The sequence below is a fragment of the Pseudomonas entomophila genome (genome assembly GCF_018417595.1).
GTDB lineage: Bacteria > Pseudomonadota > Gammaproteobacteria > Pseudomonadales > Pseudomonadaceae > Aquipseudomonas > Aquipseudomonas entomophila_C.
This window is the reverse complement of record NZ_CP070982.1, coordinates 4,894,672-4,914,318: the sequence shown is the minus strand read 5'-3', so window position 1 is coordinate 4,914,318 and position 19,647 is coordinate 4,894,672. Positions and strand designations below refer to the sequence as shown.

Genomic DNA, 19,647 nt, shown 5'->3' with positions numbered 1-19,647 from the left:
GCGATCATACACGTGAAAAGGTCGATCGGCGACGGCTTGAATCGCGGTGTCTGCTTCGCGGCAGGCTTGCCCCCGGGCAACTGCCGCCGGTTTCCCCGAAGCCGGCGACGGCCCATAATGGCGGCCATTATAGGGCCTCGTGCCCAGCCGCAACGCCGAATCCGAGGAGATTTTTCATGGCCGTCGCCCTCAATACCCTGGTCGAGGAAGCCGAGCGCTACCTGGCCAGCGCGAAGATCCAGGACTACTGCCCCAATGGCCTGCAAGTCGAGGGCCGGCCACAGGTCAGCCGCATCGTCAGTGGCGTCACCGCCAGCCAGGCGCTGCTGGACGCCGCAGTGGAGGCCGACGCCGACCTGGTGCTGGTGCACCACGGCTACTTCTGGAAGGGCGAGAACCCGTGCATCACCGGTATCAAGCAACGTCGCCTGAAGACCCTGCTCAAGCACGACATCAGCCTGCTGGCCTACCACCTGCCGCTGGACGTGCACCCGGAGGTGGGCAACAACGTGCAGCTGGCACGCCAGCTGGACATCACCGTCGAGGGGCCGCTGGACCCGAACAACCCCAAGGTCGTGGGCCTGGTCGGCTCGCTGGCCGAGCCGCTGTCGGCGCGCGATTTCGCCCGCCGCGTGCAGGAGGCCCTCGGGCGTGAGCCGCTGGTGGTCGAGGGCGAGCGGATGATTCGCCGGGTGGGTTGGTGCACCGGGGGGGGGCAGGGTTACATCGACACCGCGATTGCCGCGGGCGTCGACCTGTTCATCAGTGGCGAGGCGTCCGAGCAGACCTTCCACAGTGCCCGCGAGAACGGCATCAGTTTCATCGCCGCCGGGCACCACGCCACCGAGCGCTATGGCGTGCAGGCGCTGGGCGATTACCTGGCGCGGCGGTTCGCGGTCGAGCACCTGTTCATCGATTGCCCGAACCCGATCTGACCCATCGCGGGCGGCGGATACGGTTTCCTGTAGGAGCGGCCTTGTGCCGCTCCTACAGGTACTTCGCAGGCCCCAAACCCCCAGTCATATCATTAGACCTTTTCGATCTAGGCAGCCTCCTAAATAGAATCAGGCGCTGTGATAAAGTGGCTCGCTCGAACACGGCCCGCAGGCCGTCCATAAGATCGTTTTTCGTGAGTAGCCATGGTCGACAATCTGACGCACTTGAAACAGCTGGAGGCGGAGAGCATCCACATCATCCGCGAGGTGGCCGCCGAGTTCGACAACCCGGTGATGCTGTACTCGATCGGCAAGGATTCCGCGGTCATGCTGCACCTGGCGCGCAAGGCGTTCTTCCCGGGCAAGCTGCCGTTCCCGGTGATGCACGTCGACACCCAGTGGAAGTTCCAGGAGATGTACCGCTTCCGCGACAAGATGGTCGAAGAGATGGGCCTGGAGCTGATCACCCACGTCAACCCGGAAGGGGTGGCGCAGGGCATCAACCCGTTCACCCATGGCAGCTCCAAGCACACCGACATCATGAAGACCCAGGGCCTGAAGCAGGCGCTGGACAAGCATGGCTTCGACGCCGCCTTCGGTGGCGCGCGCCGCGACGAAGAGAAGTCGCGGGCCAAAGAGCGCGTCTACTCGTTCCGTGACAGCAAGCACCGCTGGGACCCGAAGAACCAGCGCCCGGAGCTGTGGAACATCTACAACGGCAAGGTCAACAAGGGCGAGTCGATCCGCGTGTTCCCGCTGTCGAACTGGACCGAGCTGGACATCTGGCAGTACATCTACCTCGAAGGCATCCCGATCGTGCCGCTGTACTTCGCCGCCGAGCGTGAAGTGATCGAGAAGAACGGCACCCTGATCATGATCGACGACGAGCGCATCCTCGAGCACCTCAGCGACGAGGAGAAGGCGCGCATCGTCAAGAAGAAGGTGCGTTTCCGTACCCTCGGCTGCTACCCGTTGACGGGGGCTGTCGAATCGGAAGCCGAAACGCTGACCGACATCATTCAGGAAATGCTCCTGACGCGCACTTCCGAGCGCCAGGGCCGAGTCATCGACCACGATGGCGCCGGTTCCATGGAAGACAAGAAACGTCAGGGCTACTTCTAATTTTCAGGGTTACTCCATGTCGCACCAATCCGATTTGATCAGCGAAGACATCCTCGCTTATCTGGCTCAGCATGAGCGCAAAGAACTGCTGCGTTTCCTCACCTGCGGCAACGTGGACGACGGCAAGAGCACCCTGATCGGGCGCCTGCTGCACGACTCGAAGATGATCTACGAGGACCACCTCGAGGCCATCACCCGCGATTCGAAGAAGTCCGGCACCACCGGCGAAGAGGTCGACCTGGCGCTGCTGGTCGACGGCCTGCAGGCCGAGCGCGAGCAGGGCATCACCATCGATGTCGCCTACCGCTACTTTTCCACCGCCAAGCGCAAGTTCATCATCGCCGACACCCCGGGCCACGAGCAGTACACCCGCAACATGGCCACCGGCGCCTCCACCTGCGACCTGGCGATCATCCTGGTCGACGCCCGCTATGGTGTGCAGACGCAAACCCGTCGGCACAGCTACATCGCCTCGCTGCTGGGCATCAAGCATATCGTCGTCGCGGTCAACAAGATGGACCTCAAGGGCTTCGACGAGCAGGTCTTCGAGTCGATCAAGGCCGACTACCTGAAGTTCGCCGAGGGTATCAACCTCAAGCCGTCGAGCCTGCACTTCGTGCCCATGTCGGCGCTCAAGGGCGACAACGTGGTCAACCGCAGCGAGCGTTCGCCGTGGTACACCGGCCCTGCGCTGATGGAGATCCTCGAGACCGTCGAGATCGCCGCCGACCGCAACGTCACCGACCTGCGCTTCCCGGTGCAGTACGTCAACCGTCCGAACCTGAACTTCCGCGGCTTTGCCGGCACCATCGCCGGTGGCGTGGTGCACAAGGGTGACGAGATCGTCGTGCTGCCGTCGGGCAAGAGCAGCCGGGTCAAATCCATCGTCACCTATGAGGGTGAGCTGGAGAGCGCCGGCCCTGGCCAGGCGGTCACACTGACCATGGAAGACGAGATCGACATCTCCCGTGGCGACCTGCTGGTGCATGCCGACAACGTCCCGGCGGTGACCGACCAGTTCGACGCCATGCTGGTGTGGATGGCCGAGGAGCCGATGCTCCCGGGCAAGAAGTACGATATCAAGCGCGCCACCAGCTACGTGCCGGGCTCGATCGCCAGCATCACCCACAAGGTCGATGTGAACACCCTCGAGCAGGGCGCCGCCAGCGCGTTGCAGCTCAACGAGATCGGCCGGGTCAAGGTCGCGCTGGACAGTGCCATCGCCCTGGACGGTTACGACAGCAACCGCACCACTGGCGCGTTCATCGTCATCGACCGCCTGACCAACGGCACCGTGGGTGCCGGCATGATCATCGCGCCGCCGGTACTGCCGCACGGCAGCACCGGCCAGCATGGCAAGCTGGCCCACGTCGCCACCGAAGAGCGCGCCCTGCGCTTCGGCCAGCAGCCGGCCACCGTGCTGTTCAGCGGCCTGTCCGGCGCCGGCAAGAGCACCCTGGCCTATGCCGTGGAACGCAAGTTGTTCGACATGGGCCGCGCGGTCTATGTGCTCGATGGCCAGAACCTGCGCCACGACCTGAACAAGGGCCTGCCGCAGGACCGTGCCGGGCGCACCGAGAACTGGCGTCGCGCCGCCCATGTGGCGCGTCAGTTCAACGAAGCCGGTCTGCTCACCCTGGCCGCGTTCGTTGCCCCGGATGCCGAAGGCCGCGAGCAGGCCAAGGCGCTGATCGGCAAGGAGCGCCTGATCACCGTGTACGTCCAGGCATCGCCGCTGGCCTGCCGCGAGCGTGACCCGCAAGGCCTGTACGCCGCCGGTGGTGACAACATCCCGGGCGAGAGCTTCCCGTTCGATGTGCCGCTGGACGCCGACCTGGTGATCGACACCCAGTCGCTGAGTGTTGATGAGGGCGTCAAGCTGGTGCTGGACGTGCTGCGCCAGCGCGGTGCGATCTGATCGATAGCCTGATGTGAAAAACCCCGCCTCGGCGGGGTTTTTTATTTGGCCTTGGCCAGGAAATGCGTTGCTTGCGAGATCCGCGGCTGAAGGCCGCTCCTACAGGGATCGTGCTGTTCCTGGAGGTGTGGCCTTGTGCCGCGAAAGGGGCGCAGAGCGCCCCAAAAATGCTAGATATGTTTCTCGGATACCGGAATCACCCGCCGTTCCTTCACCGCCTTGTACGAAAAGCTCGAATAGATCTCCTTCACCCCCGGCAACCGCTGCAGTACCTCCCGGGTGAATTCCCCAAACGACTCCAGGTCCCGCGCCAGAATCTCCAGCAGGAAGTCATAGCGCCCGGACACATTGTGGCAAGCGACGATCTCGGGGATCTCCATCAGCCTGCGTTCGAACGCCAAGGCCATCTCCTTGGTGTGCGAGTCCATCATGATGCTGACGAAAGCGGTCACCCCAAAGCCCAGCGACTTGGGCGAGAGGATGGCCTGGTAACCGGTGATGTAACCGTTGTCCTCCAGCAGCTTGACACGTCGCCAGCAGGGCGAAGTGGTCAGGGCGACCTGGTCGGCGAGTTCGGAAACGGTGAGGCGGGCGTTGTCCTGCAGGGCGGCCAGCAGGGCGCGGTCGGTACGGTCTAGGGTCGAAGGCATGGTTTGCCCTCCTGGTTCGGTTTTTATTGTTTTTCTTTCAAAAACCACAGGGAACGGTGGGCTACTTTGGAAAAATTGCGCCAGCCCAGTGGCATAAGCTTATAGCAAACCACAAGAGGCTGTTGCCATGCGCGACTCCAATAACAACACCGGTTTTTCCACGCGGGCCATCCACCATGGCTATGACCCGCTGTCACACGGCGGCGCGCTGGTGCCACCGGTCTACCAGACTGCCACCTACGCGTTTCCCACTGTCGAATACGGCGCCGCCTGCTTTGCCGGCGAAGAGAGCGGGCACTTCTACAGCCGCATCTCCAACCCTACTCTGGCCCTGCTCGAGCAGCGCTTGGCCTCGCTCGAAGGGGGCGAGGCCGGGCTCGCCCTGGCCTCGGGCATGGGCGCCATCACCTCCACGCTATGGACCCTGCTACGCCCGGGCGACGAACTGATCGTCGGCCGCACCCTGTATGGCTGCACCTTCGCCTACCTGCACCATGGCATCGGCGAGTTTGGGGTGAAGATCCTGCATGTCGACCTCAACGACCTGCAGGCGCTGAAAGCCGCGATCACCCCGAAAACCCGGATGATCTATTTCGAAACCCCGGCCAACCCCAACATGCAGCTGGTGGACATCGCCGCCGTGGCCGACGCGACGCGTGGCCACGACCTGAGCATCGTGGTCGACAATACTTACTGCACGCCTTACCTGCAAAGGCCGCTGGAGTTGGGTGCCGACCTGGTCGTGCACTCGGCCACCAAGTACCTCTCTGGGCATGGTGACATCACTGCTGGGCTGGTGGTCGGGCGCAAGGCCTTGATCGACCGGATCCGCCTGGAAGGCCTCAAGGACATGACTGGCGCGGTGCTCTCGCCCCACGACGCGTCGTTGCTGATGCGTGGTATCAAGACCCTGGCCCTGCGCATGGACCGCCATTGCGCCAATGCGCAGCAGGTGGCCGAGCACCTGGCGCGGCAACCGCAGGTGGAGCTGATCAACTATCCGGGGCTGCCATCCTTCGCCCAGTACGCCCTGGCCCAGCGGCAGATGCGCCTGCCGGGCGGGATGATCGCCTTCGAGCTCAAGGGCGGCATCGAGGCGGGTCGGCGCTTCATGAACGCCCTGCAGCTGTTCAGCCGGGCGGTGAGCCTGGGCGACGCCGAGTCGCTGGCCCAGCATCCGGCGAGCATGACCCACTCCAGCTATACGCCGCAGGAGCGGGCGCACCATGGTATCTCGGAAGGGTTGGTGCGGTTGTCGGTGGGCCTCGAAGACGTCGACGACCTGCTGGCCGATATCGACCAGGCCCTGAAGGCTTGTGCCTGAACCGCCACGGACGAGGCCTGCGCAATGGTTGCGATGATGAACCCGAACGAGCCGTTGACCGCTCATGATGTGAACCTGGACAGCGACCCGGTGGAAACTGCCGAGTGGTGCCAGGCCCTGGAGTCCGCCCTGGCCCATTGCGGCCCGGCGCGGGCGCGTTACTTGTTGCAGCGCCTTCAGGCTCATGCCCTGGAGCTGGGCCTGGAACGCGAGGCCCAGGCATTTTCCGCCTACCGCAACACCTTGCCGGTGGAGCAGCAGGGTGCCTACCCCGGTGATCTTGAACTGGACGAGCGCATCACCGGCATCCTGCGCTGGAATGCCCTGGCCATGGTGGTTCGCGCCAACCATGCCTATGGCGAACTGGGCGGGCATATCGCCAGCTACGCCTCGGCAGCAGAAATCTTCGAGGTGGGCTTCCAGCACTTCTTTCGCGGTGAAAGCGGCGGCGAGCGGCGCACGGGCGACCTGGTGTTCTTCCAGCCGCATTCGGCGCCGGGCATTTACGCCCGCGCTTTCCTCGAAGGGCGGCTCACTGAACAGCAACTGGCCAACTACCGCCAGGAAGTCGCAGGCAATGGCCTGTGCTCTTACCCGCACCCTTGGTTGATGCCCGACTTCTGGCAGTTCCCAACCGGTTCCATGGGGATCGGCCCGCTGAATGCGATCTACCAGGCACGTTTCATGCGCTACCTGCAGCATCGAGGTCTGCTCGACACGTCGGGTCGACATGTGTGGGGCGTGTTCGGCGATGGCGAGATGGATGAGCCGGAGTCGACCGCAGGGCTCACCCTGGCGGCTCGCGAAGGCCTGGACAACCTCACCTTCATCGTCAACTGCAACCTGCAACGCCTGGATGGCCCGGTACGCGGCAACGGCCAGATCATCCAGGAGCTCGAAGCGCTGTTCAGCGGCGCCGGTTGGAACGTGATCAAGGTGCTATGGGGCTCGGAGTGGGATGCGCTGTTCGCCCGCGACCACGAACACGCGCTGTTGCGCCAACTGGCGGCGACACCCGACGGGCAGTTCCAGACCCTCGGCGCCAAGGATGGCAGCTACAACCTGGAACACTTCTTCAATCAGGACCCTGCGCTACAGCGGCTGGTCGCGCACATGAACACCGAGGAGATCAATGCCCTCAAGCGCGGCGGCCACGATTTTCGCAAGCTGCATGCGGCCTATGCCGCGGCCAAGGCTTGCAAGGGCCGCCCGACGGTGATCCTGGCCAAGACCAAGAAAGGCTATGGCATGAGCAGCGCGGGCGAGTCGCGGATGACCGCGCACCAGGCCAAGAAGCTGGATGTGCAGGCGCTGCGGGCATTCCGTGATCGTTTCCACCTGCCTTTGTCCGACCAGGCGGTCGAACAGTTGCAGTTCTATCGTCCTGCCGAGGACAGCGCGGAAATGGTCTATCTGCGCCAGCGCCGCGCCGCGCTGGGCGGACCGCTACCGGTCAGGCACAGCGATTGCGCCAGCTTGCCGGTGCCGGACCTCGAGACGTTCGCCGGCTTTGCCCTGCATGCAGATGGTAAGGAAATGTCCACGACCATGGCCGCCGTGCGCTTGCTGGGCCACTGGTTGAAGGCGCCGGGGCTGGGGCCGCGAGTGGTGCCGATCGTCGCTGACGAGGCGCGCACCTTCGGCATGGCCAGCCTGTTCCGCCAGATCGGTATCTACTCGCCGGCAGGCCAATGTTACGAGCCCGAGGATGCCGGCTCGTTGCTGGCCTACAAGGAGGCACGTGACGGCCAGTTGCTGGAGGAGGGCATCACCGAGGCGGGGGCGATCTCGTCCTGGGTCGCGGCGGCGACGTCCTACGCAGTGCACGGCGAGCCGATGCTGCCGGTGTACATCTATTACTCGATGTTCGGTTTCCAGCGGGTCGGCGACCTGATCTGGGCCGCCGCCGACCAGCGCGCCCGCGGCCTGTTGCTGGGCGCCACTGCCGGGCGTACCACGCTCGGCGGGGAAGGGTTGCAGCACCAGGACGGCTCCAGCCTGGTCATGGCCGCCTTGGTGCCCAATTGCCGGGCCTGGGATCCGTGTTTCGCCGGTGAACTGGCGGTGATCCTCGACCATGCGGCGCGGCGGATGCTGGTGGAGCAACGTGACGAGTTCCACTACGTGGCGGTGATGAATGAAAACTATCCACAACCCTCGCTGCCGGAGGCGATGCATGGCGATGTGCTGCTAGGTATGTACCGTTATGTCGTACAGCAGGCCCTCAAACCCCGTGGGCAGATTCGCTTGCTGGGTTCGGGCGCGATCCTGCGTGAAGTGATCGCTGCCAGCGAGTTGCTGGCGACCGAATGGCAGGTCGACAGTGAAGTGTTCAGTGTCACCAGCTTCAGCGAACTGGCCCGTGAGGCGCGGGATGCGCGCAGGCATGCGATGTCGGGTGGAGAAGAGGACAGTCATCTGCGGCGCTGCCTGGCAGGGGATGCCCCGGTAATCGCCGCCAGTGACTATGTGCGTGCCTGGCCGCAACTGATTGCCGAGTATGTCGAGGCCCCTTATATCACCCTGGGCACCGATGGCTTTGGGCGCAGCGATACGCGCCAGCAGCTGCGGCGCTTCTTCGAGGTGGATCGGCATGCGGTGGTGATGGCGGCCTTGTACAGTCTGGTGCGGCAAGGCGTGTTGTCGGCAGAGGTGTTGGCACAGGCCAGGGTGCGCTATTCGATCAGGGATGATGAGGCGCCCTGGAATCGATGATCACGCAATACCTGTAGGGGCCGGCTTGTCAGTACCCCGTGACATGATTCGCCAGCAAGGCTGGCTCCTGCAGACGGTGTATATCCGGCAAATCGCGCCCACGAAAAAGGCCTCTTGCGAGGCCTTGTTCATGTCGTCGAATCAGCGCTTGAGGCCGTAGCTCTCATCGAGCATGCCCGGCGAGTTCGGTGCCTTCGGTGCGTAGTCACGCGGCACTTCGGCGGTATCCTTAGGTGGGGTCAGGCGATCACGCGGCGCTTGCGCCGCTTCCGAATGCAGCGCGGCCAGCAGGCGCTGGCGAGTCAGTTCGTCGAGCGCCAGGCGGTTGGCACCGTCGGCCAGGTGATCCTGCACGTCCTGGTAGCTCTGCGTGAGTCGCTGTACCAGCGACGCGGTGCTGTTGAAGTGGGTGACCACTTCGTTCTGGTAATTGTCGAAGCGCTGCTGGATATCATCCAGCTGGCGTTGGGTGTTGCTCGGTGCCGCATTGGGCAGCAGGCGGGCCAACGCGAAACCGACGACGACGCCGACAGCCAGGGCCAGGGTCGGCAGCAACCAAACAAGGAGCGAGTGTTCCACGAGTCCTTCCTCTATAAACGGCTTTGCTTTACGTTAACGGCTCAGACCTGCGCTGTATACCGCGAGCGATCGCAAATCAGAACAGAATTCCTCAGCTAGACGAGTCGACCCTCCTCGAGGTCACGGAGTAGTGCCTTGCTTATCCGCGAAACACCTTTGTTCATCGATGGCCCGTGCGGCCAGCTGGAAGCCTTGTACCTGGACGTGGCCGATGCCCGTGGCGCGGTGCTGATCTGCCACCCCAACCCGGTCCAGGGCGGCACCATGCTCAACAAGGTGGTCTCGACCCTGCAACGTACCGCCCGCGACGCTGGCTACGTCACCCTGCGCTTCAATTACCGCGGCGTTGGCCAGAGCGCCGGCAGCCATGACATGGGGGCGGGCGAGGTGGCCGATGCCGAGGCTGTCGCGGCCTGGCTGCGTGAAAAACATCCCAGGTTGTCCCTGGTGCTGATGGGCTTCTCCTTCGGAGGCTTCGTCGCCACCAGTCTGGCCGGTCGCCTGGAGGCCGAGGGCGTTGCGCTGCAGCACCTGTTCATGATCGCCCCGGCGGTGATGCGCCTGACGGCGCAGTTCCCGCTGCCCGAGCGTACTCCCCTGACCATCGTGCAACCGGATACCGACGAAGTCGTCGACCCGCAGCTGGTATACGACTGGTCCGACGCCCTGTCGCGCCCCCATGAGCTGCTGAAAGTGGCAGAATGCGGACACTTCTTCCATGGCAAGCTGACCGATCTGAAGGATCTGCTGCTGCCGCGCCTTTCGAACTGAGCCAAGCCTGAATAAGCGAACACCCATGACCACGCGCATCCTCACCGGTATCACCACCACCGGCACCCCGCACCTGGGCAACTATGCCGGCGCCATCCGCCCGGCCATTCTCGCCAGCCAGCAGCCCGGTGCCGACTCGTTCTACTTCCTCGCCGACTATCACGCCCTGATCAAGTGCGACGACCCGCTGCGCATCCAGCGCTCGCGCCTGGAAATCGCCGCCACCTGGCTGGCCGGCGGCCTGGACCCGAACAAGGTCACCTTCTACCGCCAGTCGGACATTCCCGAGATCCCCGAGCTGACCTGGTTGCTGACCTGCGTCGCCGCCAAGGGCCTGCTCAACCGCGCCCACGCCTACAAGGCCTCGGTGGACAAGAACGTCGAGGCCGGTGAAGACCCGGACGCCGGCGTGACCATGGGCCTGTTCAGCTACCCGGTGCTGATGGCCGCCGACATCCTGATGTTCAACGCCAACAAGGTGCCGGTCGGTCGTGATCAGATCCAGCACGTGGAAATGGCCCGCGACATCGGCCAGCGCTTCAACCACCTGTTCGGCCAGGGCAAGGACTTCTTCGCCCTGCCGGAAGCGGTGATCGAGGAAAGCGTGGCCACCCTGCCGGGGTTGGACGGGCGCAAGATGTCCAAGAGCTACGACAACACCATCCCGCTGTTCACCAGTGCCAAGGACATGAAGGATGCCATCTCGCGCATCGTCACTGACTCCAAGGCGCCGGGCGAAGCGAAGGATCCGGACAATTCGCACCTGTTCACCCTGTTCCAGGCTTTCTCGACGAGCGCGCAATGCGCCGAATTCCGCGAAGCGCTGGTGCAGGGCCTGGGTTGGGGCGAGGCCAAGCAGCGCCTGTTCCAGCTGCTCGACGGCCAGCTGGCCGAGAAGCGCGAGCACTACCACCAGCTGATTTCGCGCCCGTCGGATCTGGAGGACATCCTCCTGGCCGGCGCCGCCAAGGCCCGCAAGACCGCCACGCCGTTCCTCGAGCAGCTGCGTGAGGCGGTTGGCCTGCGTTCGTTCCGCACCACTGTGCAAGCCACCGCCGAAGTGAAGAAGAAGGCTGCCAAGAGCGCCCGTTTCGTCAGCTTCCGTGATGAGGATGGCAGTTTCCGCTTCCGCCTGCTGGCCGCCGACGGCGAGCAACTGCTGCTGTCGCGCAGCTTCGCCGATGGCAAGAGCGCCGGTGCTGTGAGCAAGCAGCTGCAGCAAGGTGGCGAGGCCGATGTGCGTGTTGAAGGCCTTGGCTTCAGCCTGTGGCTGGAAGGCGAGCCGGTTGCCGAAGGGCCGCAGTTCGACAATGCCGAAGCCCGTGACGGTGCTATTGCCACCCTGCGTGAGGCCCTGGCACCTCAGCAGGACTAAGGGTGGCGCATGGCACCGGCTTTGCCGGTGTTCGCCGGCAAAGCCGGCTCCTGCATGGTGTGATGCCTCTGTAGGAGCGGGTTTACCCGCGATCACTGGCCAAGCCAGTGCCACACGGCGCCTCGCTGTCTTCATTGAGGCATATTGACGCAAGTCGCATTGCCATTAAGCGGGCCGGTCGCTACAGTGACGGCCCGTTTTTTGTTGCCTCGCTAACGAAATCATGACTCCCCTAGAACGCTATCAAGCAGATCTGAAACGTCCCGACTTCTTCCATGACGCGGCGCAGGAAACTGCGGTGCGTCACCTGCAGCGCCTGTACGACGACCTGGTGCACGCGCAGAACAACAAGCCGGGCGTGTTCGGCAAGCTGTTCGGCAAGAAGGAGCAGACACCGGTCAAGGGCCTGTACTTCTGGGGTGGGGTAGGGCGAGGCAAGACCTACCTGGTCGACACCTTCTATGAAGCGCTGCCGTTCAAGCAGAAGATGCGCACGCACTTCCACCGCTTCATGAAGCGTGTGCACGAGGAGATGAAGACCCTCAAGGGCGAGAAGAACCCGCTGACCATCATCGCCAAGCGCTTCAGCGAAGAAGCCAAGGTGATCTGCTTCGACGAATTCTTCGTATCCGACATCACCGATGCGATGATCCTCGGCACCCTGATGGAAGAGCTGTTCAAGAACGGCGTTTCACTGGTGGCGACTTCCAACATCGTGCCGGACGGCTTGTACAAGGACGGCCTGCAACGTGCGCGCTTCCTGCCGGCCATCGCCATGATCAAGCAGTACACCGATGTGGTGAACGTCGACAGCGGTGTCGACTACCGCCTGCGTCACCTGGAACAGGCCGAACTGTTCCACTTCCCGCTCGACGCCGCCGCCCACGAGAGCCTGCGGGCCAGTTTCAAGGCGTTGACCCCGGAGTGCACCCAGGCCGTCGAGAATGACGTGCTGATGATCGAAAACCGTGAAATCCACGCCCTGCGCACCTGCGACGATGTCGCCTGGTTCGACTTCCGCGCCCTGTGCGACGGCCCACGCAGCCAGAACGACTACATCGAACTGGGCAAGATCTTCCACGCCGTGCTGCTGAGCAACGTCGAGCAGATGGGCGTGACCACCGACGACATCGCCCGCCGCTTCATCAACATGGTCGACGAGTTCTACGACCGTAACGTGAAGCTGATCATCTCGGCGGAAGTGGAGCTGAAGGACCTGTACACCGGTGGGCGCCTGAGCTTCGAGTTCCAGCGCACGCTCAGCCGTCTGCTGGAGATGCAGTCCCACGAGTTCCTGTCGCGGGCGCACAAGCCATAAACCATTGCTGTCGTGGGAGCGGGGCAAGCCCGCTCCCACGACAGAAGGCTCAGGCCTCCTGCATGAACTGCTGCCGATACTGGTTCGGCGACAGCTCCGTGTGCTGGCGGAACAGCCTGGCAAAGAAGCTCGCGTCGTCGTAGCCCACCTCGTAGCTGATGGTCTTGATGCTCTTGCGCGTGCTCGACAGCAGGCCCTTGGCAGTCTCGATGCGCAGGCGCTGCAGGTAATGCAGCGGCTTGTCGCCGGTGGCGCCCTGGAAGCGGCGCATGAAGTTGCGGATGCTCATGCCGTGGTTGCGGGCCACGTCCTCGAAACGGAACTTGTCGGCGAAGTGCTCTTCGAGCCAGTGCTGGATCTGCAGGATGATCAGGTCCTGGTGCAGCTTCTGCCCACCAAAGCCCATGCGCCCCGGCGTGTAGCTGCGCTGTACCTCGTAGAGGATGTCGCGGGCCACGGCGCGGGCCACGTTGGCGCCGCAGAAGCGCTCGATCAGGTAGATGTACAGGTCGCAGGCCGAGGTGGTGCCGCCTGCGCAATAGAGGTTGTCGGCGTCGGTGAGGTGCTTGTCCTGGTTCAGGCGGATCTTCGGGTAGCGCTCGGCGAAGTTGCTGAAGAAGCGCCAGTAGGTGGTCGCCTCCTTGCCATCGAGCAGGCCGGATTCCGCCAGCCAGAACACCCCGCTGGCCTCGGCGCACAGCACCGCGCCCCGAGCATGCTGGGCGCGTAGCCAGGGCAGTACCTGGGGGTAACGCTGCAGCAGGTTGTCGAAGTCGTCCCAGAAGGCCGGGAGAATGATCACATCGGCGTCGTTCAGGCCACTGTCGACCGGCAACTGCACATTGCTGAAGCTGTCCACGGGCAGGCCGTCGGGGCTCACCAGGCCGATTTCGAACATCGGCTGCAGGCCCAGGCCCAGCTGCTTGCTGTAGCGCAGGCTGGCGAGATGGAAGAAGTCCTTGGCCTGCATCAGTGTCGAAGCGAACACTTTATCAATGGCCAGGATGCTGACGCGCCGCAGCGACGCGGAGGGTTGGGTAAACATCATTGTCATTGTTCTTATAGGGTAGAGTGGTCAATCACCGGCTGGATCGTCTTATTTTTTGGCGATTGTGTCTACCCCGATGCACGGCAGTGCCTTCTTCGCGGCTGAAGCCGTTCCTACAGAATGGGCGCTGAACCCTGTAGGAGCGGCTTCAGCCGCGATTTGGTTCAAGGCGCCGGGTTGGGCTGCTCCTGGTGAATCGCCTCGATCGCCGCCAGCAGTTCATCACCCAGGTTCAACGCCAGGCTGTCGATATTGCTCTGCAACTGTTCCACCGTCGTCGCGCCGATGATGTTGCTGGTCACGAACGGCTGGCGCGTCACGAACGCCAGGGCCATCTGCGCCGGGTCCAGGCCATGCTCGCGGGCCAGTTGCACATAACGGCTGCAGGCCGCCACCGTCTGTGGGTTGGAGTAGCGGGCGAAGCGGCTGAACAGGGTCAGGCGACCAGCGGCCGGGCGGGCGCCATTCTCGTACTTGCCCGACAGCATGCCAAAGGCCAGCGGTGAGTAAGCCAGCAACCCGCACTGCTCGCGGATCGCCACTTCCGCCAGGCCCACCTCGAAGCTGCGGTTGAGCAGGTTGTAGGGGTTCTGTATCGACACCGCGCGCGGCCAACCGCGGCTTTCGGCCAGGTGCAGGAACTTCATCGTGCCCCACGGCGTTTCGTTGGACAGGCCGACATGGCGGATCTTGCCGGCGCGCACCTGTTCGTCAAGCACTTCCAGGGTTTCTTCCAGTGGCGTGAAGATGTCCTGGGGCAGGTGCTGGTAGCCCAGCTTGCCGAAGAAGTTGGTGCTGCGCTCGGGCCAGTGCAGTTGATACAGGTCGATGCGGTCGGTCTGCAGGCGTTCCAGGCTCGCGTCCAGCGCCGCGACGATGTGCTGGCGGTTGTGCTTGAGCTGGCCATCGCGGATGTGGCTGATGCCGTTGCCGGGGCCGGCGACCTTGCTGGCCAGCAGCCAGTCGTCACGGTCGCCATTTTTCGCGAACCAGTTGCCGATGATGCGTTCGGTGGCGGCATAAGTTTCCGGGCGCGGTGGCACCGGGTACATCTCGGCGGTGTCGATGAAGTTGATGCCGGCTTGCTTGGCCAGTGCGATCTGGGCGAAGGCCTGCTCCTGGGTGTTCTGCTCGCCCCAGGTCATGGTGCCCAGGCACAGGGCGCTGACATTGAGGTCGGTACGACCGAGCTTGCGGTATTCCATCGTGGAGCGGCTCCTGGGCAAAGATAGCCATAAAAGCAGGTTGAAATTTTTTGCGCAATCTGGATAATTCTGCCCCTCTCCGTGTGGCGGAAGTGATGCACCACCACGCAGGATGAACCCCGTCGAACATTGGCGTGCCCGACCCGAGCCCCCAAAAGCGTCAGTGTTCGGCTGCGCGCTTGCCCTTGGCAAGTTGTGCACTATCCAGTAAGATTCGCCGTCTATTTTTCGCTGGGCGGCCTCTGAGGCTTTAGAGAATGAAAACTTTTACTGCTAAACCGGAAACAGTAAAGCGCGAGTGGTTCGTAGTCGACGCCGCTGGTCAGACCCTGGGTCGTCTGGCTACCGAAATCGCTAGCCGCCTGCGTGGCAAGCACAAGCCAGAATACACCCCTCACGTTGACACCGGCGACTACATCGTCGTCATCAACGCCGAGCAGGTTCGTGTGACTGGTGCCAAGTCTTCCGACAAGATGTACTACTCCCACTCCGGCTTCCCGGGCGGTATCAAGGAAATCAACTTCGAGAAGTTGATCGCCAAGGCCCCTGAGCGTGTTATCGAAACCGCGGTCAAAGGCATGCTGCCGAAGAACCCGCTGGGTCGCGACATGTACCGTAAGCTGAAAGTGTACGCGGGTGCTGCTCACCCACACACTGCTCAGCAGCCTCAAGAACTGAAGATCTAACGGGATAGTTCATTATGTCGGCGACTCAAAACTACGGCACTGGCCGTCGCAAGACCGCAACCGCACGCGTTTTCCTGCGTCCGGGTACTGGCAACATCTCCATCAACAACCGTTCTCTGGACGTGTTCTTCGGCCGCGAAACCGCTCGCATGGTTGTTCGCCAGCCGCTGGAACTGACCGAAACCGTTGAGAAATTCGACATCTACGTCACCGTTTCCGGTGGTGGTGTCAGCGGTCAGGCCGGTGCAATCCGCCACGGCATCACCCGCGCCCTGATGGAATACGACGAAACCCTGCGTGGCGCCCTGCGTCGTGCTGGCTACGTCACCCGCGACGCCCGTGAAGTCGAGCGTAAGAAAGTGGGTCTGCGTAAAGCGCGTAAGCGTCCTCAGTACTCCAAGCGTTAATACCGCTTCGGCAGTCGAAAAAAGCCCGGTTCCTTGGAACCGGGCTTTTTTTATGTCTTGAACTAACCTGTCAGCTAGTCCGTGGTTGTTTGCCGCATAGACACAGATCAAGCAAAGCGAGGGTTGCACCCCAACTAGCGGGTAATCACCTTGTCAGTGTGTGGATTTGTTCCTTACCATTGCGGCCAATTTTTAGTGCCACAGACATACCTAAGTAGATGCCTGTTAGAGCAGGCCAAGCAAGCTGATGGGAGAGGACTGAATGAGCAATGACGGCGTCAACGCAGGCCGGCGCCGCTTCCTCGTAGCCGCGACATCCGTGGTCGGGGCAGCGGGGGCAGTGGGGGCTGCGGTACCGTTCGTAGGGTCATGGTTTCCCAGTGCCAAGGCGAAAGCCGCGGGTGCACCGGTGAAGGTCAATATTGCCAAGGTCGAGCCCGGGCAGCAGATGGTGGCTGAGTGGCGTGGCCAACCTGTATTCATCGTGCGGCGAACGGAAGAGATCCTCGGTAATCTGAAAAAGATCGCCGGTGAGCTCTCCGACCCTGAGTCCAAGGCGTCGGTGCAGCCCACCTACGTCGACCCGCAGAACCGTTCGATCAAGCCCGAGATTCTCGTCCTGGTCGGCCTGTGCACCCACCTGGGTTGCTCGCCGACGTTCCGTCCTGAAGTCGCCCCGGCCGACCTCGGTCCGAAATGGGTCGGTGGCTACTTCTGCCCGTGCCACGGTTCGCACTACGACCTGGCGGGCCGTGTCTACAAGTCCCAGCCGGCACCGCTGAACCTGCCAGTGCCACCGCACTCGTACGAGTCGGACGATCTCATCGTCATCGGCATCGATCAGGAGAAAGCATGATGAGCAAGTTCATGGAGTGGATCGATGCGCGCTTCCCCGCGACGAAAATGTGGGAAGACCATCTGAGCAAGTATTACGCGCCCAAGAACTTCAATTTCCTGTATTTCTTCGGCTCCCTGGCACTGCTGGTGCTGGTCAACCAGATCGTCACCGGCGTGTGGCTGACCATGAGCTTCACCCCCTCGGCGGAAGAGGCCTTCGCCTCGGTCGAGTACATCATGCGCGACGTCGAGTACGGCTGGATCCTGCGCTACCTGCACTCCACCGGCGCCTCGGCATTCTTCATCGTGGTCTACCTGCACATGTTCCGCGGCCTGCTCTACGGCTCCTACCAGAAGCCCCGTGAGCTGGTCTGGCTGTTCGGCATGCTGATCTACCTGGCGCTGATGGCCGAGGCCTTCATGGGCTACCTGCTGCCGTGGGGCCAGATGTCGTACTGGGGGGCCCAGGTGATCATCTCGCTGTTCGGTGCGATCCCGGTGATCGGCGGCGACCTGACTCAATGGATCCGCGGTGACTACCTGATTTCCGGCATCACCCTGAACCGCTTCTTCGCCCTGCACGTGGTGGCTCTGCCGATCGTCATCCTCGGTCTGGTGGTGCTGCATATCCTGGCGCTGCACGAAGTGGGTTCGAACAACCCGGATGGTGTGGACATCAAGAAGAAAAAGGACGAGAACGGCATTCCGCTGGATGGTATCCCGTTCCACCCGTACTACACCGTCAAGGATATCGTCGGCGTGGTGGTGTTCCTCTTCGTGTTCTGCGCGGTGGTGTTCTTCTTCCCGGAAATGGGCGGCTACTTCCTGGAAAAACCGAACTTCGAGCAGGCCAACGCCTTCAAGACGCCTGAGCACATCGCACCGGTGTGGTACTTCACGCCGTTCTACGCGATCCTGCGCGCGGTTCCCGACAAGCTGTTCGGTGTTATCGCCATGGGTGCCGCGATCGCCGTGCTGTTCGTGCTGCCCTGGCTCGACCGTAGCCCTGTGCGCTCCATGCGCTACAAGGGCTGGCTGAGCAAGATCTTCCTGCTGGTGTTCTGCGTGGCCTTCGTCATCCTCGGCGTGCTGGGCGTGCTGGCGCCAACGCCGGGCCGGACCTTGCTGTCGCAGGTGTGTACGGTGCTGTACTTCGCCTACTTCCTGCTGATGCCGTTCTACACAAGGCTTGAGAAGACCAAACCGGTTCCGGAAAGGGTGACTGGCTGATGAAAAAGTTGATTGCAGTATTTTTGCTGGCACTGATGCCTGGCCTATCCTTCGCTGCCGAACACAGCCTGGAGCTGGACAAGGTCGATGTCGACCTGACCGACAAGGCCGCCCTGCAGGACGGCGCGCGTACCTTCGCCAACTATTGCATGGGTTGCCACAGCGCCAAGTTCCAGCGTTACGAGCGGGTAGCCGACGATCTGGGGATACCCCACGAGCTGATGCTCGAGAACCTGGTGTTCACCGGTGCCAAGATCGGCGACCACATGAAGATCGGCATGCAGCCGAACGATGCCAAGACCTGGTTCGGCGCGGCGCCACCCGATCTCACCCTGGTCGCCCGGGTGCGTGGCAACGACTGGCTGTACACCTACCTGCGCAGCTTCTACGAGGATCCGGCGCGCCCCTATCGGGTGAACAACAAGGTATTCCCCAATGTGGGCATGCCCAACGTGCTGGTCGGGCTGCAAGGCAACCAGGTGATCGGTTGCAAGCAAGTGCAGACCGTGATCGACGGCAAGAAGCAATTCGACCCGCTGACCGGCAGCCCGTTGACCCATGAAGCATGCGACCAGCTGACCGTCGAGGAGAAATCCGGTACCCTGACCACCGAGCAGTTCGACGAGAAGGTCAAGAACCTGGTGACCTTCCTGGCCTATTCGGCCAACCCGGTCAAACTGGAAAGCCAGCGCATAGGCACCTATGTCCTGCTGTACCTGGCTTTCTTCTTCGTGTTCGCCTACTTGCTCAAGCGCGAATACTGGAAGGACGTGCACTGATCACGCAGTAGTTTCTGGTAGTTGAACGCGCCCGGGGCGCCTGGCAGACATGCCAGGGCGCCCCGGGCGCGTTTTCATTTAGAGTTTTACAAGCATCCCGTGCGAGGAGGCGCTACATGGGCGCAACCAACAGGTTAGCCTGCTATTCCGACCCCGCTGATCATTATTCTCATCGGGTACGCCTCGTGCTCGCGGAGAAAGGCGTCACGGTGCAGATCATCGATGTCGACCCCAAGCGTCTACCGCCCAAGCTGGTTGAAGTGAACCCCTACGGCAGCCTGCCGACCCTGGTCGATAGAGACCTGGCGTTGTACGAGTCATCGGTGGTGATGGAGTATCTCGAGGAGCGCTACCCGCACCCGGCGCTGATGCCGGTCTATCCGGTGGCCCGTGGCAACAGCCGGCTGCTGATGCATCGCATCCAGCGCGACTGGTGTGCCTTGGCCGACACGGTGCTCGATACCCGCAACAGCGACGCGGTGCGCGCCCAGGCGCGCAAGGAGCTGCGTGAGAGTCTTACAGGGGTGGCGCCGCTGTTTGGCGAGATGGCCTGCTTCATGAGCGAGGAGCAAAGCCTGGTCGATTGCTGTCTACTGCCCATCCTCTGGCGTTTGCCGGTGATGGGTATCGAATTGCCGCGGCAGGCCAAGCCGCTGCTGGATTACATGGAGCGACAGTTCGCCCGCGAGCCTTTCCAGGCGAGCCTGTCCGCTACCGAACGTGAAATGCGCAAGGTTTAAAAAAGGAG

At 62.7% G+C, this 19,647-nt stretch carries 18 protein-coding genes; 14 read left to right on the top strand and 4 right to left on the bottom strand.

Features of this window, described 5'->3' with window-relative positions:
- Window positions 1–176 precede the first annotated feature (176 nt).
- The 3 genes from JYG34_RS21480 (at window position 177) to cysN (ending at window position 3,975) form a co-directional block, all read left to right on the top strand.
- On the top strand, window positions 177–935 hold the full coding sequence (locus tag JYG34_RS21480; RefSeq protein WP_011535569.1) for a Nif3-like dinuclear metal center hexameric protein: 759 nt from the start codon (window positions 177–179) through the stop codon (window positions 933–935).
- A gap of 204 nt (window positions 936–1,139) precedes the next feature.
- Window positions 1,140–2,057 carry a sulfate adenylyltransferase subunit CysD gene (gene cysD, locus JYG34_RS21475; RefSeq protein WP_011535568.1) on the top strand — a complete coding sequence of 306 codons (918 nt, stop codon included), beginning with the start codon at window positions 1,140–1,142 and terminating at the stop codon, window positions 2,055–2,057.
- A 16-nt stretch (window positions 2,058–2,073) separates the two neighbouring features.
- Entirely contained in the window at window positions 2,074–3,975 is a 1,902-nt protein-coding gene (gene cysN, locus JYG34_RS21470) for a sulfate adenylyltransferase subunit CysN (RefSeq protein ID WP_213658236.1), read from the top strand.
- A 170-nt stretch (window positions 3,976–4,145) separates the two neighbouring features.
- On the opposite strand, the gene JYG34_RS21465 is transcribed toward cysN, so the two are convergent.
- Window positions 4,146–4,625: an Lrp/AsnC family transcriptional regulator gene (locus JYG34_RS21465; protein WP_213658235.1), complete on the bottom strand. Its 480-nt coding sequence runs from the start codon at window positions 4,623–4,625 to the stop codon at window positions 4,146–4,148.
- A gap of 127 nt (window positions 4,626–4,752) precedes the next feature.
- On the opposite strand from JYG34_RS21465, the gene JYG34_RS21460 reads away from it, so the two are divergent.
- A complete protein-coding gene (locus JYG34_RS21460; RefSeq protein WP_213658234.1) occupies window positions 4,753–5,949 on the top strand; it encodes a methionine gamma-lyase in 1,197 nt (398 codons plus the stop codon).
- Between the two features lie 33 nt (window positions 5,950–5,982).
- Window positions 5,983–8,664 carry an alpha-ketoglutarate dehydrogenase gene (gene mdeB / locus JYG34_RS21455; protein ID WP_434011778.1) on the top strand — a complete coding sequence of 894 codons (2,682 nt, stop codon included), beginning with the start codon at window positions 5,983–5,985 and terminating at the stop codon, window positions 8,662–8,664.
- 141 nt (window positions 8,665–8,805) lie between these two features.
- On the opposite strand, the gene JYG34_RS21450 is transcribed toward mdeB, so the two are convergent.
- Window positions 8,806–9,243 (bottom strand): YhcB family protein, encoded by a 438-nt coding sequence (locus JYG34_RS21450; RefSeq protein ID WP_011535563.1) that lies wholly within the window; start codon window positions 9,241–9,243, stop codon window positions 8,806–8,808.
- Between the two features lie 135 nt (window positions 9,244–9,378).
- Here JYG34_RS21450 and JYG34_RS21445 point away from each other — a divergent pair, with 135 nt between their 5' ends.
- From JYG34_RS21445 to zapE, 3 genes are all read left to right on the top strand, one after another.
- On the top strand, window positions 9,379–10,014 hold the full coding sequence (locus JYG34_RS21445; RefSeq protein ID WP_213658232.1) for an alpha/beta hydrolase: 636 nt from the start codon (window positions 9,379–9,381) through the stop codon (window positions 10,012–10,014).
- A gap of 25 nt (window positions 10,015–10,039) precedes the next feature.
- Entirely contained in the window at window positions 10,040–11,389 is a 1,350-nt protein-coding gene (locus JYG34_RS21440; RefSeq protein ID WP_213658231.1) for a tryptophan--tRNA ligase, read from the top strand.
- A gap of 223 nt (window positions 11,390–11,612) precedes the next feature.
- Window positions 11,613–12,707 carry a cell division protein ZapE gene (zapE, locus tag JYG34_RS21435; protein ID WP_011535560.1) on the top strand — a complete coding sequence of 365 codons (1,095 nt, stop codon included), beginning with the start codon at window positions 11,613–11,615 and terminating at the stop codon, window positions 12,705–12,707.
- Window positions 12,708–12,756: 49 nt separating this feature from the next.
- Here the strand turns inward: zapE and JYG34_RS21430 are convergent, their stop codons facing one another.
- Together JYG34_RS21430 and JYG34_RS21425 are read right to left on the bottom strand one after the other, a co-directional pair.
- Window positions 12,757–13,677: a GlxA family transcriptional regulator gene (locus JYG34_RS21430; protein WP_213661241.1), complete on the bottom strand. Its 921-nt coding sequence runs from the start codon at window positions 13,675–13,677 to the stop codon at window positions 12,757–12,759.
- 242 nt (window positions 13,678–13,919) lie between these two features.
- Window positions 13,920–14,960 (bottom strand): NADP(H)-dependent aldo-keto reductase, encoded by a 1,041-nt coding sequence (locus JYG34_RS21425; RefSeq protein WP_213658230.1) that lies wholly within the window; start codon window positions 14,958–14,960, stop codon window positions 13,920–13,922.
- Window positions 14,961–15,217: 257 nt separating this feature from the next.
- Here JYG34_RS21425 and rplM point away from each other — a divergent pair, with 257 nt between their 5' ends.
- The 6 genes from rplM to JYG34_RS21395 all read left to right on the top strand — a co-directional run bounded on the left by rplM (window position 15,218) and on the right by JYG34_RS21395 (window position 19,639).
- Window positions 15,218–15,646, top strand: a complete 429-nt coding sequence (gene rplM / locus JYG34_RS21420) for a 50S ribosomal protein L13 (RefSeq protein WP_003260798.1) — start codon at window positions 15,218–15,220, stop codon at window positions 15,644–15,646.
- Window positions 15,647–15,660: 14 nt separating this feature from the next.
- On the top strand, window positions 15,661–16,053 hold the full coding sequence (rpsI, locus tag JYG34_RS21415; protein ID WP_003260797.1) for a 30S ribosomal protein S9: 393 nt from the start codon (window positions 15,661–15,663) through the stop codon (window positions 16,051–16,053).
- Between the two features lie 262 nt (window positions 16,054–16,315).
- Window positions 16,316–16,909: a ubiquinol-cytochrome c reductase iron-sulfur subunit gene (gene petA / locus JYG34_RS21410; protein ID WP_011535557.1), complete on the top strand. Its 594-nt coding sequence runs from the start codon at window positions 16,316–16,318 to the stop codon at window positions 16,907–16,909.
- Window positions 16,909–18,120, top strand: a complete 1,212-nt coding sequence (locus tag JYG34_RS21405; RefSeq protein ID WP_011535556.1) for a cytochrome b — start codon at window positions 16,909–16,911, stop codon at window positions 18,118–18,120. Before petA ends, JYG34_RS21405 begins: the two co-directional genes overlap by 1 nt.
- Complete coding sequence (locus tag JYG34_RS21400) at window positions 18,120–18,899, top strand: cytochrome c1 (RefSeq protein ID WP_011535555.1); 780 nt, start codon at window positions 18,120–18,122, stop codon at window positions 18,897–18,899. Before JYG34_RS21405 ends, JYG34_RS21400 begins: the two co-directional genes overlap by 1 nt.
- A gap of 116 nt (window positions 18,900–19,015) precedes the next feature.
- Window positions 19,016–19,639, top strand: a complete 624-nt coding sequence (locus JYG34_RS21395) for a glutathione S-transferase N-terminal domain-containing protein (protein ID WP_213658229.1) — start codon at window positions 19,016–19,018, stop codon at window positions 19,637–19,639.
- The last annotated feature ends 8 nt before the right edge of the window (window positions 19,640–19,647 follow it).